This is a genomic window from Bacillus glycinifermentans (genome assembly GCF_001042475.2).
GTDB lineage: Bacteria > Bacillota > Bacilli > Bacillales > Bacillaceae > Bacillus > Bacillus glycinifermentans.
The window spans coordinates 187980-202100 of record NZ_LECW02000005.1; the positions used below are offsets into that span (position 1 = coordinate 187980).

A 14121-nucleotide genomic window follows, 5' to 3' on the forward strand; every position below is an offset into this window, starting at 1 on the left:
GTTTTTAATGAATCCTTTGCAGTCCCGGACGGCCCGCTTCAATGACAAAGCCCGCATAGGTCGAGACTGGAGCTCCCGGGCGGGTAATGTAAGGAAGAACCTGAAAGTCGGCTTTGAGCTGTTTGGGAGTCATCGTACAGCGGACGTAGCCGCGCTGTGCATTGTACAGCTTGACATGGGGATTTCCCAGCCAGATCGGTGCGAGCGAATCGGTTTCTGCCCCATCGCCGTCTGAGGAGATGGATGTGGCAATCAGCTCTGTGCCGATCGTTTTTGACTGAGGATCATTGAAATCTGCTTTCAGATCCGCGGCGGCGTGTCGATGGATGTCCCCTGTCAGAACGACTGGATTTTTGATGCCGCACGTTTGATATGCGGAGAAAAGCCTGTCGCGCGTAGCGGGATAGCCGTCCCACTGATCCACGCTGTAAGCCGTTCCCGGTCCGGTGTCGCGGTCGATTTGCGCCAAAACGACCTGCTGTGTGAGCATATTCCAAATTGCATTCGACCTGCTCAGCCCGCGGAACAGCCACTGCTCCTGGGCTTTTCCGAGTATGGACCGGGCCGGATCGAGCCGTTCCCTCTCGTTTGCCGGATATTTGCTGCGGTACTGCCGGGTGTCAAGGACGTTGAATTCGGCCAGGTTTCCATAGCGGAAACGCCGGTACATGAGCATATCCGGCCCCTTTGGAATCGAGGTGCTCCTGACCGGAATGTTTTCATAAAAGGCTTGATAGGCGGCTGCGCGCTGCTTGAGAAACTCTTCGACAGAAGGGTTATATTGCGAATACACGCCGGCATAGTTGTTTTCCACTTCATGGTCGTCCATGGTCACGATCCAAGGCGCTAATGCGTGGATCGCCTGGAGATCGGGATCGGTCTTGAAAAGGGAGTACCGCAGACGATACTGGCTGAGGGTGACAGTCTTTGCATTGTGCGCATCGGACAGCTTGACATCCCGGTAAAGATTGTTTTCATTAATGGGATATTCGTAAATATAGTCGCCAAGGAAAAAAACGACGTCGGGATGGTCCGCGGCCATATGACGATAAGCGGTGAAATAGCCGTGGTACCAGGCCTGGCACGATGCAAGGGAAAACGACATCCCGGCAAGGTCGGCATACGGGGGAGGCGCGGTTTTTGTGCGGCCGGCCCGGCTGATTTCCTGACCTGCTTTGAATCTGTACCAATAATATCTTGCCGGCTTCAGTCCGTTCACTTCGACATGGACCGAGTGGGCAAGCTCAGGGAGGGCTGATGCCGTTCCGCGCCTGACGATTTTGCGGAAATGCTCATCTTCGGCGATCTCCCACCTGACCGGTACACTCCTGTCCGGCATTCCTCCCAAACCGTCTTCAGCAAGCGGATCCGGTGCAAGCCTCGTCCATAATACAAATCCGTCCGGGAGCGGTTCACCCGAGGCGACCCCCAGTTTAAACGGATCATCCGTAAACACAGGTGATTCGGCGGCGGGGGAATCGTCTTCAGGTTCCAATCCACGGTTGATCAAGGATGCAAGTTCTACGCGCTGTCCGGGCATGCCGGTCTGTTTTCCGGTATGCATATTTTTCTTTAGGCCCCCTTTCTTTTTTCACGTTACTAACTATACGATGGCCCCTTGCTAATTAGCACAAATTGGAATGGATTTATTGTGAAAATCGGCAAGCGCCCATAACGAGGGAGATCTGTATTTCACCGCCCGATTTCTGCACCTGGTCTTCGATATCCGGCGAGTTTTAATGAAAGCGCTTTTTTTCTGGGCTTTGTTTTATATAATGGTGCCAACAAAGCCAAAGAGGTGATCGACATGAGTGCGAAAAAGGTATACGGCTTTTTAACACAGGCATTTATTTTTGCTGTCATTATGCTTGTTTCAAACGGAATCGCCGGGTTGCTGCCCATTCCGATTCCGGCATCAGTCATTGGGTTGGTTCTCTTATTCACGCTGTTATGCATGAAGGTGGTCAAGCTTGAGCAGGTCGAATCGCTCGGTGCAGCATTAACCTCTCTCATCGGATTTTTATTCGTTCCTTCGGGAATTTCTGTCATGAATTCGCTCGGTGTCATGGAAAAATACGGGTTGTTGATCGTGTTTGTTATTCTTCTGGCCACCGTCATTTTGCTTGGCGCAACAGGGCTGTTTTCCCAGATGATTCTGTCCGCCGGCGGCAAAAAGCGGGAAGCCGGGACGCTTGAAACGGAAACGGCCAAAAAAACAGCTTCTTAAAGGGGGTTTTCAGGTATGTCACCGTATTTCGGCATTGTCGTATCGCTTGCCGCTTTCGGCATCGGCACTTATCTTTTTAAAAAAACAAACGGATTTTTCTTGTTTACGCCTTTGTTCGTCGCCATGGTGCTCGGCATCGCTTTTCTTAAAATCGGGGGTTTTTCGTATGAGGATTACAAAAGCGGGGGAGATATCATTAAGTTCTTTTTAGAGCCCGCAACGATCGCGTTTGCGATTCCTTTGTACAAGCAGGCGGCTACATTGAAGAAGTATTGGTGGCAGATTCTCTCGGCCATCGTTGCCGGCTCCGTCTGTTCGGTCGCCGTCGTTTATCTCATTGCAAAAGGAATCCACCTTGACGACGCCGTCATGAAGAGCATGCTGCCGCAGGCTGCCACAACGGCGATCGCTCTGCCGTTATCAAAAGGCATCGGCGGCATCACCGATATTACGGCGTTTGCGGTTATTTTTAATGCTGTCATCGTCTATGCGCTTGGGGCGCTTTTCTTAAAACTCTTTCGCGTGAAGAATCCGATCGCAAAAGGCTTGGCGCTTGGTACGTCAGGACATGCCCTCGGCGTGGCTGTCGGGATCGAAATGGGGGAAGTCGAAGCCGCCATGGCAAGCATTGCGGTCGTTGTCGTCGGCGTTGTGACCGTGTTCGTCATTCCGGTGTTCATTCAGATCGTCGGCGGATAAGAGGCTCGAAAAAAGAAAAATAAAATCACCATTGCGATTTTAAATATCACCTGTTATAATAGCAAATGTTGTGATGAATTTTATATCTTGACTTGAAAGATTTATTTATGTAAGATAGATAATGAATTGAATATATATCAACAAGCAGAAGCACCCGCTTCTCACCTGATTGACACATTCTTGTAGTTGGCAGGTTAAACGTACATTCTTATTTTTTCATGCAGATGTTCGCAGTGTGGGTGTTTTTATGCCCGCACTTTTTGTTTGCCTGTGAAAATGCAATGAAGCGGTCAAATGAGTTGTGAAATCAATTCAAAGATTCTATGGAGGTGGCTCATTATTAGCAAAGATCAATTGGTTAATGAGGGTATCCGTGCGCGTGAGGTCCGTTTGATCGGACAAAATGGCGACCAGCTTGGGATCAAATCCCGCCAGGAAGCACTTGAAATTGCCGGTCGCGCAAATCTTGACCTTGTGTTAGTTGCAGCAAATGCAAAACCGCCTGTCTGCCGGATTATGGACTACGGAAAGTACAGATTCGAGCAGCAGAAAAAGGAAAAAGAAGCACGCAAAAATCAAAAAATCATTAACTTAAAAGAAGTGCGGCTGAGCCCTGGTATTGAAGAGCACGACTTTAATACAAAGCTTCGCAACGCCATTAAGTTCCTGCAAAAAGGGGACAAAGTGAAAGCATCCATCCGCTTTAAAGGCCGCGCGATCACGCATAAAGAAATCGGACAGCGCGTGCTTGACCGTTTTTCGGAAGCATGCGCGGAAGTTGCGACCGTTGAAACAAAGCCGAAAATGGACGGCCGCAGCATGTTCCTGGTGCTCGCACCTAAAAATGAAAAGTAATTAAGGAGGAAACATCCATGCCAAAAATGAAAACTCACCGCGGATCTGCGAAACGTTTTAAAAAGACAGGTTCCGGGAAACTGAAACGTTCTCATGCATATACAAGTCACTTATTCGCAAATAAATCTCAAAAACAAAAACGCAAGCTTCGCAAAGGCGCGATCGTCAGCGCAGGCGATTTCAAACGCATCAAGCAGCAGCTTGCTAACATTAAGTAATTCGGAAAAGGGATAATTAGGAGGGAAATCTTATGCCAAGAGTAAAAGGCGGAACTGTTACACGCAAACGTCGTAAAAAGGTTCTTAAATTAGCAAAAGGTTATTTTGGTTCAAAACATACATTATATAAAGTAGCTAACCAGCAAGTGATGAAATCCGGAAACTACGCTTTCCGTGACCGTCGTCAGAAAAAACGCGATTTCCGCAAACTGTGGATCACTCGTATCAATGCCGCAGCTCGTATGAACGGCCTTTCTTACAGCCGTTTAATGCACGGTCTGAAACTTTCCGGCATCGAAGTAAACCGCAAAATGCTTGCTGATCTTGCTGTAAACGATCTTTCTGCATTCAATCAGCTTGCTGACGCTGCAAAAGCTCAATTAAACAAATAATGAAAACGGCCGCTTAAACGCGGCCCTTTTTATTTAAGGGCAAGGGGAGAACACCAATGCATCTGGTGCTGATATTCTTTATTATCATTAACGGATACGGCTTTTTCATGATGAGAGCAGACAAGCGAAGAGCCGTCCAACACAAATGGAGGGTGCCTGAACGCCGCATCTGGCTGACTGCGGCCGCGTTCGGTTCCGCGGGTGTCTGGCTCGGCATGATCCTTGTCAGACATAAAACGAAGCATTTGTCCTTTCGGCTCGGAATCCCCTTCCTCTTCGTGATTCAAGCCGCATTGGCCGGCTTTTATTTCATGAACTGAAAAAGCAGAAGAGGCGCTAATGCTCTTCTGCTTTTTTATGTTTCCATTTTTTAATCGATGAATCCCAATCGATTTTGCAGTCCGGGTAGTGGGCTTTGATTTTGTTTTCCAATTCGCTGAAATCCTCATTTGTGAAAGTTCTGAGCTTTTCTTCTGAAGCATCCGTCCACACGAAGATCGTATGGATGAACAGGGGGTGGTCTTTGGAAGGAATGTGTTTTTCCCCTTCGAACAGTACGCCTTTAAACGTTAGTTTGAAATTTTTGCGCGTGTTTTTTTGTTCGTCCAAAAAATAAAAATCCTTTTTTGCCTGCGCCGATTTCAGTCTGCGCTTCGGATCACCGAAAAACTGAACAACTTTGAATACGACATAGAGCAAAAGCGCAAGCAAAACGATTCTCAGAATGATAACAGCCATTTTTAAATGAACCTCCTGTAAAAGAAATTCAGGTATATCTGAATATATACGAACGGCACAGCGGAAGGTTTCATTTTTTTATCTAAAAAAGCGGCTTGATCGTATTGAATAGGATTGTTTTTGTATAATAGTAATTAAGGGTTAATTAAAGGAGGCTGTAAGAGAAATGGCAATGCTAGATGAAACGCTTACGATGCTGAAAGAACTAACAGATGCAAAAGGAATTCCAGCGAATGAAAAAGAACCCAGACAAGTCATGAAATCATACATAGAGCCGTATGCCGACGAGGTTACCACAGACAGACTCGGCAGTTTGATCGCCAAAAAGACCGGACAGACAGGCGGGCCGAAGATCATGATTGCCGGTCACCTTGATGAAGTCGGTTTTATGGTGACGCGTATTGATGACAGGGGATACCTTCGCTTTCAAACGGTCGGTGGCTGGTGGTCCCAGGTCATGCTGGCGCAGCGTGTAACGGTCGTAACCAAAAAAGGGGACATCACAGGCGTGATCGGTTCCAAACCCCCTCATGTCCTGTCGCCTGACGCGCGTAAAAAACCGGTTGAGATCAAAGACATGTTCATCGACATCGGGGCTTCAAACAGGGAGGAAGCGATGGAATGGGGCGTTCTTCCCGGAGATCAGGTCGTCCCGTACTTTGAATTCACGGTCCTGAACAATGAAAAAATGCTGCTTGCAAAAGCGTGGGACAACCGTATCGGCTGCGCCATTGCGATAGACGTTTTAAAAAACTTAAAAGGCTCTGACCATCCGAATGTTGTGTACGGCGTTGGGACGGTTCAGGAAGAAGTCGGATTGCGCGGCGCAAAAACCGCCGCACATACGATCAAGCCTGACATCGCATTCGGGGTCGATGTCGGAATTGCCGGAGATACGCCGGGAATTTCGGAAAAAGAATCGACGAGCAAAATGGGGAAAGGCCCGCAAATCATTCTATATGATGCTTCAATGGTTTCCCATAAAGGGCTCCGCGATTTCGTCACAAAGGTTGCAGATGAAGCCGGGATTCCATACCAATATGATGCCCTTTCAGGAGGAGGAACCGATTCAGGCTCGATCCACCTGACCGCAAACGGAGTGCCGGCCCTTTCGATTACGATCGCCACCCGCTACATCCATACGCATGCAGCGATGCTTCATCGCGATGACTATGAAAATGCCGTCAAATTAATTACCGAAGTCATCAAGCGATTGGATAACGAAACGGTCGAGCAGATTACGTTTGATTGATCAAATAAGCTGACAGCTGCTAATCCATGCTGTCAGCTTATTTTTTGGAATATCTTAGAAGACGCTTACATATATTCCGGAATGACTTCTGAAAGAGGTTCAAATTCATCGGATGGGAGAGTGGTTTTGTGAAGCGTAAATTGCGGGCAATTTGTATCGCGGGGGCATTGATCATCGGGCTGGCGCTGGCGGCTGAATCCGCTTCAGCCGCATTTTGGGATACGAAGGGAGACAACATCATTCATGATCCTTCCATGATCAAAGAAGGAAATACGTGGTATACCTTTGGAACGGGGATTGGAAATGGACTGCGCGTCATCAGGTCGAATGACGGAATCGCGTGGAGCGCGGCACCGAGTATTTTTTCAACGCCGTTATCCTGGTGGAAAACGTACGTACCAAATCATGAAAAAAATCCGGGCGCCGGATATCAGCTACTATAACGGGAGATACTGGCTTTATTATTCGATCTCTTCGTTCGGATCAAACACTTCGGCGATCGGGCTCGCTTCGACAGACAGTCTCGCTTTAGGGAAATGGCGCGATGACGGACTTGTGGTCAGGACGACTTCAGCTGACAATTATAATGCGATCGACGGAGATTTAGTGATTGACAAAGACGGAAACCCGTGGCTTTCTTTCGGCTCTTTTTGGAGCGGCATTAAGCTGACAAAGCTCGATAAAAAAACGATGAAGCCGACGGGAACGCTTTATTCCATCGCGGCAAGGCCGAATAACGGCGGGGCTGTTGAAGCGCCGAACATTACGTATAAAGACGGCTACTATTATTTGTTCGTTTCATTTGACAGATGCTGCCTCGGAGTAAACAGCACGTACAAAATCGCCTACGGCCGTTCAAAAAATATAACAGGTCCTTACTATGATAAAAACGGCAAAAATATGCTCGAGGGAGGAGGGACGATATTAGACGCCGGAAATGACCGCTGGAAAGGACCGGGGCATCAGGATGTAGTCGACAATTCCATCATCGTCAGACACAGCTATGACGCGCTTGACAACGGAGTCTCCAAACTGCTGATCAATGATTTGTACTGGGATTCCGCGGGCTGGCCGGCGTATTAGCGATTGCAGCAAGCTAAGCAGATGTTTTGCTTGGCTTTTTTTCTTTTTTGTTCAAAAAAATGCCGGAAATGTAATTGACAGTATGTGGTGTTAAGAATATAATGAACTCGTTCGTACAAATATATATCATGATTTTAGATGTCCGTACGTATTGAGAGATTTTTGTAAGCGTTCATTTTGGTAGTTTCATAATGTATGCCGGAACAAAGGGGGAAAAATCTTGATTCAATCAAAAGCGTACGAATTTTGGTTTGTTGCGGGGAGTCAGCATTTATACGGAGAAGAAGCAGTCAGAGAAGTAGAAGAGCATGCAAACATCATGTGCAGGGGACTAAACGACGGTTCAATGAGGTACAGCGTCAAATATAAAGCGGTTGCCACCTCGCTTGACGGAGTCAGAAAACTGATCAGAGAAGCGAATTGCGATGATGCATGCGCCGGCGTCATCACTTGGATGCATACGTTTTCACCGGCGAAAATGTGGATTCCGGGACTGACGGAACTGAAAAAGCCGCTGCTCCACTTTCATACTCAATTTAACAGGGACATTCCGTGGGAAACGATCGATATGGATTTTATGAATATCAACCAGTCTGCACACGGAGACCGCGAATACGGATTTATCGGAACGAGATTGGGGCTGAATCGAAAAGTCATCGTCGGCCATTGGGAAGACGCCGGAGTGAAAAGGGAGATCGACCGGTGGATGAGCGCTGCTGTGGCCTCAATTGAAAACCGCCATATCAAAGTGGCCCGCTTTGGTGACAACATGCGCAATGTGGCGGTCACGGAAGGGGACAAAATCGAAGCTCAAATTCAGCTTGGCTGGTCTGTCGACGGATATGGGATCGGTGACCTCGTCCGGGAGATCAACGCGGTTTCGGAAGAAAGCGTAAATGAACTGCTTGCCGAATACGAAGAGCTTTACGAGTGCCCTGAAGACGGTGCGGCCCGTGAAGCCGTAAAAGAGCAGGCCCGCATTGAGCTTGGTTTAAAGCGCTTTCTTTCGGACGGGGGCTATACCGCCTTTACGACGACCTTTGAAGACTTGCACGGTATGAAGCAGCTTCCGGGGTTGGCCGTTCAGCGCCTGATGGCTGAAGGCTACGGCTTCGGCGGAGAGGGAGACTGGAAAACGGCTGCACTTGTCAGGATGATGAAAGTGATGGCAGACGGAAAAGAAACGTCGTTCATGGAAGATTACACATACCATTTTGAACCGGGCAACGAAATGATTCTCGGGTCGCACATGCTTGAAGTGTGCCCGTCGATTGCCGAAACGAAGCCGCGCATCGAAGTGCATCCTTTGTCGATCGGCGGAAAGAACGATCCGGCCCGTTTGGTCTTCGACGGAATGGCAGGCCCTGCGGTCAACGTTTCTTTAGTCGATATGGGCGGGCGTTTCAGGCTTGTCATCAATGAAGTCGATGCTGAAAGGGTTCCGCATGAGATGCCGTACCTTCCGGTGGCGCGCGTCCTTTGGAAGCCGCAGCCTTCCCTCAAAACGTCTGCAGAGGCGTGGATATTGGCGGGGGGAGCCCACCACACGTGCCTTTCCTATCGGCTTACGGCAGAACAAATGCTGGATTGGGCTGACATGACGGGCATTGAAGCGGTGCTGATCAACCGTGACACAAAGATAGTAAACCTTCGCAACGAACTCAAATGGAGTGAAGCTGCATACCGGCTTCGCACGTTTTAAGGAGGCGCGCAAGCTTATGGCATTTGCAATCGGTGTTGATTTCGGAACATTGTCAGGGAGAGCCGTCCTGGTCAACGTCCAGACGGGAGAGGAAATTGCGACAGCGGTAAAAGAATATACGCACGGCGTGATTGACCGCGAATTGCCGGGGACGAAGAAAAAGCTTCCGAGGGACTGGGCGCTTCAGCATCCGGCTGATTACACCGAAGTGCTTGAAGAGACGATTCCGAGCCTGTTGCGTCAGTCAAAAGTCGATCCAAAAGAGATCATCGGTACCGGCATCGATTTTACGGCATGTACGATTCTGCCTGTAGACAAAGACGGGACGCCGCTTTGCATGAGGGAGGAATACGCGGGAGAGCCGCACAGCTATGTGAAGCTTTGGAAGCATCACGCCGCACAGGAGCAGGCAAACAGGCTGAATCAACTCGCAGAGGAGCGAAACGAAGCGTTTCTGAAAACATACGGCGGAAAAATTTCCTCCGAATGGCTCGTGCCGAAAGTGATGCAAATCGCTGAAGAAGCACCGCATATATACGATGCCGCCGCCGAGATCATGGAAGCTGCGGACTGGATCGTATACAGGCTGTGCGGGAAGATGAAACGAAACAATTGTACAGCGGGCTATAAGGCGATCTGGAATCGTACTGACGGCTATCCTTCCGTAGATTTTTTCGCAGCTTTGCATCCGAAGCTGAAACATGTCGTTCAGGAAAAATTGACGGAAGACATTTATCCGATAGGGGAGAAAGCCGGCGGTTTAACTGATGAAATGGCAGCTAAAACGGGTCTTTTGCCGGGTACCGCGGTCGCGGTTGCCAATGTCGATGCCCATGTGTCAGTTCCGGCGGTCGGCATCACAGAGCCGGGGAAAATGCTGATGATCATGGGGACATCCACTTGCCACGTGCTGCTCGGCGAGGACGTCCGAATGGTGCCGGGAATGTGCGGAGTCGTGGAAAACGGCATTCTGCCGGGCTATGTCGGCTATGAAGCGGGCCAATCGTGCGTCGGCGATCATTTTCATTGGCTGATTGAGCACTTCGTGCCTGAAAGCTATGCGAAAGAAGCTGAAGCAGAGGGGATATCGATTTACGAGCTGCTGTCCCGAAAGGCGGACAGATTGCGCGTCGGCGAAAGCGGCCTGCTTGCATTGGATTGGTGGAATGGAAACCGCTCGACGCTCGTCGATGCGGATCTGACCGGGATGATGCTCGGGATGACCTTATCAACGAAGCCTGAAGAGATATTCCGTGCGTTAGTTGAAGCAACCGCATACGGTACGAGAATCATCATCGAAACGTTCCGGCAGAGCGGCGTGCCGATCGAAGAGCTGTATGCCGCCGGGGGAATTGCCGAAAAAAACCCGTTCATCATGCAGATATATGCTGATGTGACAAACATGGAAATTAAAATTTCCGGTTCTCCGCAAGCTCCGGCGTTAGGTTCGGCGATATTCGGAGCGGTTGCGGCCGGAAGCGAAAACGGCGGATATGATCAGATCGAAGAGGCTGTCAAGCATATGGGAAAAGTGAAAGATCACACATACAAGCCGATTCCGGAAAACGTGATATTGTACGATCAGCTTTATGCGGACTACAGGGAGCTTTACGAATTCTTCGGAAAACAAAACAATGTCATGAAACGCCTTAAAAAGTTGAAAAACATCCAGTCAGTCAGCGCCGCCGCCCGGTAAATCGAAAAGTCAAAAGGAGGAGAACCTTGTGCTGGAGGCTTTGAAGGAACAAGTGTTAAAAGCGAATTTACAGCTTGTGGAGCACCGGCTCGTCACCTTTACATGGGGAAATGTCAGCGGGATCGACCGTGATAAAGGCTTGGTCGTCATCAAGCCGAGCGGTGTGAAATACAGCGAATTAAGAGCGGAAGATTTAGTCGTGCTGAATCTGGACGGAGAGGTTGTCGAAGGGAAGCTGAAGCCGTCTTCGGATACGCCGACACACCTTTACCTTTACAAGGAGTTTCAAACGATAGGAGGGATCGTCCACACTCATTCCCCGTGGGCGACGAGCTGGGCGCAGTCCGGCAGGGACATCCCTTCATTGGGAACGACTCACGCTGATTACTATCACGGCGATATTCCCTGTACGAGGGAAATGTACGCTGATGAAATCGCGGAACAATACGAATTAAATACCGGAAAAGTCATCAGGGAGACGTTTCAGCACCTTGATCCGCGCGACATTCCGGGCGTTCTCGTCAACAATCACGGTCCGTTTTGCTGGGGGGAAGATGCCTTGACGGCCGTGCACAACGCTGTTGTCTTGGAAGAGGTCGCAAAAATGGCCTATCATTCGCTCATGCTGAATCCGTCGTTACATCCCATCAGCGGTGTCTTGCTCGATAAGCACTTTTTCCGTAAGCACGGGGCTGACGCGTATTACGGCCAATAGGAGGAGTGAGGGATAATCATGAATGACTTGATCTCTTATATGAAAAAGACGTTGGGGGAATGCGAGTGCGGAGCCGTCCATTTCCCGCTGACGGTCGAAAAAATCGCGATTGGCGAACATGCTGTCGAAAACGAAATGCCTGCCTTTATAAAAGCTTCATTTAAAAGCGTTGCTATCGTTTGTGATGAAACGACCGGCCGGATCGCGGGAGAACGGCTGGCGTCTCTCCTTCAGGAAACGGCAGAGGTATCCCTTGTCAAGCTTGAGGCGAATGCGGCAGGGGATGTTACGGCAGATGAGAGAACGTTGGTCAAGGCATTGATCGATGCGCCGGTTGACGCGGATGCGCTCATTGCCGCAGGTGCGGGGACGATCCATGATATCGTCAGGTTTTGCGCCTATCAGCGCAGCATTCCGTTTATTTCGGTGCCTACTGCGCCGTCGGTTGACGGTTTTACATCGGCCGGAGCTCCGCTCATTTTAAACGGTACAAAGCAGACGATTCAAACGTCGGCGCCTGTTGCGCTATTTGCAGATATCGAGCTTTTGCGGAATGCGCCGCAAAACATGATCGCCGCGGGATTCGGCGATATGCTCGGCAAAATAACGTCGCTCGCCGACTGGGAGATCTCCCGTTCGCTTGCTGATGAACCATACTGTCCGACTGCTTCCGCCATCACGAGAAAAGCGCTTGATCAGTGTCTTTCCAGGATCGATGACATCGCGGCAAAATCGCGCGAGGGCATCGAAAAATTGATGGAATCGCTGATCGTCTCAGGCCTTGTCATGCTGATGCTCGACCATTCAAGACCTGCTTCCGGAGGTGAGCACCACCTGTCCCATTACCTTGAGATGAAAGCGCTCGAAAACAACAGGCGGCAGATTCTCCACGGGGCAAAAGTAGGCTGCGCCTCCATCATGCTAGCGGATGTTTACCGCTCTCTTAAAGACCGGGATTTCGGCGATGAACACGTCGCAAAAACGGTTCGTTCCGTCTATGAAAAGCTTCCCGGCGGAGAGGAGATGGCGGAATGGATGAGAAAAGTCGGCGGGCCGGTATCATTTGCAGACCTTGATGTTGACGAGCCTTTGCTTATGGAGGCAATGGCCCGGGCCCACAATCTCAGGGACCGGTACACGGGTCTTGCCATCATGAATCAATACGGACTTTTGCCTGACGCCGGGCAGCATGTCAAACATGAAAGGGGTTAAAACGTGAAAAGGTTCCTTTCATTTTTCCTCATGATCATCATGGCTTTTAGCTTGCTTTTGACAGGATGCAGTGCGAGTCCCACCGCCGGCAAAGATGACGATGCCACAGAGCTGACATTTTGGACGTTCAACGGCCTTCATGAACAGTTTTATGCGGAAATGGTGAAAGAATGGAATAAAGCATATCCGGACCGTAAGATCAAATTAAATACCGTCGTTTATCCGTACGGACAGATGCACGACAATCTTTCGATATCACTTTTGGCGGGAAAAGGGGTTCCCGATATTGCCGATGTTGAGCTCGCCCGCTTCTCCAGCTTTTTGAAAGGCTCTGACATTCCTTTGACAGACCTGACCTCCCTTGTCGAAGATGAACGCGACAAGTTCGTGGAAGCGCGGCTTACCCTGTACAGCAAAAACGGCAGACTGTACGGCCTCGACACCCACGTCGGGACGACGGTGATGTACTATAACATGGATATTTTGCACAAAGCGGGAGTCGATCCGGACGATATCAAAACATGGGAAGATTACAGAAAAGCGGGCAAAAAAGTCACAGAGGCTACAGGCAAACCGATGACGACGATCGAAACGACAGATCCAAATTCGTTTTTGCCGCTGCTTACCCAGCAGGGGTCGGGCTACTTTAATAAAAAGGGGCGCCTGACATTAAACCATGATACAAATGTCAAAACGCTCGAATTTTTGAAAACCTTGATCGAAAAGGACAAAATTGCGATCACAACGCCTGGCGGAAATCATCATAGCGAAGAATATTACGGCTTCATGAATCAAGGCGGGGCAGCTTCCGTTTTGATGCCGATCTGGTATATGGGCAGATTTTTGGATTATATGCCTGATTTAAAAGGGAAGATTGCGATCAGGCCGCTTCCGGCATGGAAAGAAGGCGGAGACCGATCGGCAGGGATGGGCGGCACAGCGACCGTTATTCCAAAACAAGCGAAGGAAGCCGGAATGGCCAAGGACTTTTTATCGTTTGCCAAAGTGTCAAAAGAAGGAAACATCAAGCTATGGACCGTCCTCGGGTTTGACCCGCTCAGATGGGATGTGTGGGATTCGGAAGAACTGAAGAAACCGAATCAATATACAGAATATTTCCGAAATGGCAGCGGGATTTTTTCGATGCTTCTTGAGGTGAAAGATGAGATCAATCCGCTTTATTTAACAGAGGATTATGCGAAAACATCCGATCTGGTCAACAAAAACGTTTTATACGAAGCTCTTAAAACGAAAAGCAAAACACCGAAGGAAGCCTTGGACAAAGCAGCCGCCGAGGTAAAGGGACAATAGTCTTTCATTACTGTAAAGCGA

14 protein-coding genes, 1 pseudogene and 1 other annotated feature are annotated in these 14121 nt (G+C 49.3%); of the genes and pseudogenes, 13 read left to right on the plus strand and 2 right to left on the minus strand.

Annotation, left to right across the window (positions count from 1 at the left end; all coding sequences use genetic code 11):
* Nucleotides 1–4: 4 nt before the first annotated feature.
* Complete coding sequence (locus AB447_RS06825) at nucleotides 5–1564, minus strand: alkaline phosphatase D family protein (RefSeq protein ID WP_082634629.1); 1560 nt, start codon at nucleotides 1562–1564, stop codon at nucleotides 5–7.
* Between the two features lie 243 nt (nucleotides 1565–1807).
* Here AB447_RS06825 and lrgA point away from each other — a divergent pair, with 243 nt between their 5' ends.
* The 6 genes from lrgA (at nucleotide 1808) to AB447_RS06855 (ending at nucleotide 4711) form a co-directional block, all read left to right on the plus strand.
* Nucleotides 1808–2227 carry an antiholin-like murein hydrolase modulator LrgA gene (lrgA, locus tag AB447_RS06830; RefSeq protein WP_048353890.1) on the plus strand — a complete coding sequence of 140 codons (420 nt, stop codon included), beginning with the start codon at nucleotides 1808–1810 and terminating at the stop codon, nucleotides 2225–2227.
* A 15-nt stretch (nucleotides 2228–2242) separates the two neighbouring features.
* Nucleotides 2243–2926 (plus strand): antiholin-like protein LrgB, encoded by a 684-nt coding sequence (gene lrgB / locus AB447_RS06835; protein WP_048353891.1) that lies wholly within the window; start codon nucleotides 2243–2245, stop codon nucleotides 2924–2926.
* 136 nt (nucleotides 2927–3062) lie between these two features.
* Nucleotides 3063–3195 (plus strand) — a sequence feature (ribosomal protein L20 leader region).
* Between the two features lie 67 nt (nucleotides 3196–3262).
* Nucleotides 3263–3781: a translation initiation factor IF-3 gene (gene infC / locus AB447_RS06840; protein ID WP_087962510.1), complete on the plus strand. Its 519-nt coding sequence runs from the start codon at nucleotides 3263–3265 to the stop codon at nucleotides 3779–3781.
* A 17-nt stretch (nucleotides 3782–3798) separates the two neighbouring features.
* The gene (gene rpmI / locus AB447_RS06845; protein ID WP_003152493.1) at nucleotides 3799–3999 is read left to right on the plus strand and encodes a 50S ribosomal protein L35; all 201 of its coding nucleotides are present in this window, start codon (nucleotides 3799–3801) and stop codon (nucleotides 3997–3999) included.
* Between the two features lie 32 nt (nucleotides 4000–4031).
* Entirely contained in the window at nucleotides 4032–4391 is a 360-nt protein-coding gene (rplT, locus tag AB447_RS06850; protein ID WP_006637946.1) for a 50S ribosomal protein L20, read from the plus strand.
* 56 nt (nucleotides 4392–4447) lie between these two features.
* The gene (locus AB447_RS06855; RefSeq protein WP_048353892.1) at nucleotides 4448–4711 is read left to right on the plus strand and encodes a DUF1294 domain-containing protein; all 264 of its coding nucleotides are present in this window, start codon (nucleotides 4448–4450) and stop codon (nucleotides 4709–4711) included.
* A gap of 16 nt (nucleotides 4712–4727) precedes the next feature.
* On the opposite strand, the gene AB447_RS06860 is transcribed toward AB447_RS06855, so the two are convergent.
* Nucleotides 4728–5129: a hypothetical protein gene (locus AB447_RS06860; protein WP_048353893.1), complete on the minus strand. Its 402-nt coding sequence runs from the start codon at nucleotides 5127–5129 to the stop codon at nucleotides 4728–4730.
* Between the two features lie 166 nt (nucleotides 5130–5295).
* Here AB447_RS06860 and AB447_RS06865 point away from each other — a divergent pair, with 166 nt between their 5' ends.
* The 7 genes and pseudogenes from AB447_RS06865 to AB447_RS06895 all read left to right on the plus strand — a co-directional run bounded on the left by AB447_RS06865 (nucleotide 5296) and on the right by AB447_RS06895 (nucleotide 14100).
* Complete coding sequence (locus AB447_RS06865) at nucleotides 5296–6381, plus strand: M42 family metallopeptidase (protein WP_048353894.1); 1086 nt, start codon at nucleotides 5296–5298, stop codon at nucleotides 6379–6381.
* A gap of 140 nt (nucleotides 6382–6521) precedes the next feature.
* Nucleotides 6522–7464 (plus strand): annotated as a pseudogene (locus AB447_RS06870) (glycoside hydrolase family 43 protein).
* A 220-nt stretch (nucleotides 7465–7684) separates the two neighbouring features.
* Nucleotides 7685–9166: an L-arabinose isomerase gene (araA, locus tag AB447_RS06875; RefSeq protein WP_048353895.1), complete on the plus strand. Its 1482-nt coding sequence runs from the start codon at nucleotides 7685–7687 to the stop codon at nucleotides 9164–9166.
* A gap of 16 nt (nucleotides 9167–9182) precedes the next feature.
* Nucleotides 9183–10862, plus strand: a complete 1680-nt coding sequence (gene araB / locus AB447_RS06880; RefSeq protein ID WP_048353896.1) for a ribulokinase — start codon at nucleotides 9183–9185, stop codon at nucleotides 10860–10862.
* Between the two features lie 28 nt (nucleotides 10863–10890).
* Nucleotides 10891–11577, plus strand: a complete 687-nt coding sequence (gene araD, locus AB447_RS06885) for an L-ribulose-5-phosphate 4-epimerase (protein ID WP_048353897.1) — start codon at nucleotides 10891–10893, stop codon at nucleotides 11575–11577.
* 18 nt (nucleotides 11578–11595) lie between these two features.
* Nucleotides 11596–12789, plus strand: coding sequence for a sn-glycerol-1-phosphate dehydrogenase (locus AB447_RS06890; protein WP_048353898.1), 1194 nt, complete (start codon nucleotides 11596–11598; stop codon nucleotides 12787–12789).
* A gap of 30 nt (nucleotides 12790–12819) precedes the next feature.
* On the plus strand, nucleotides 12820–14100 hold the full coding sequence (locus AB447_RS06895; protein WP_096892175.1) for an arabinooligosaccharides ABC transporter substrate-binding protein AraN: 1281 nt from the start codon (nucleotides 12820–12822) through the stop codon (nucleotides 14098–14100).
* Nucleotides 14101–14121 lie beyond the last annotated feature (21 nt).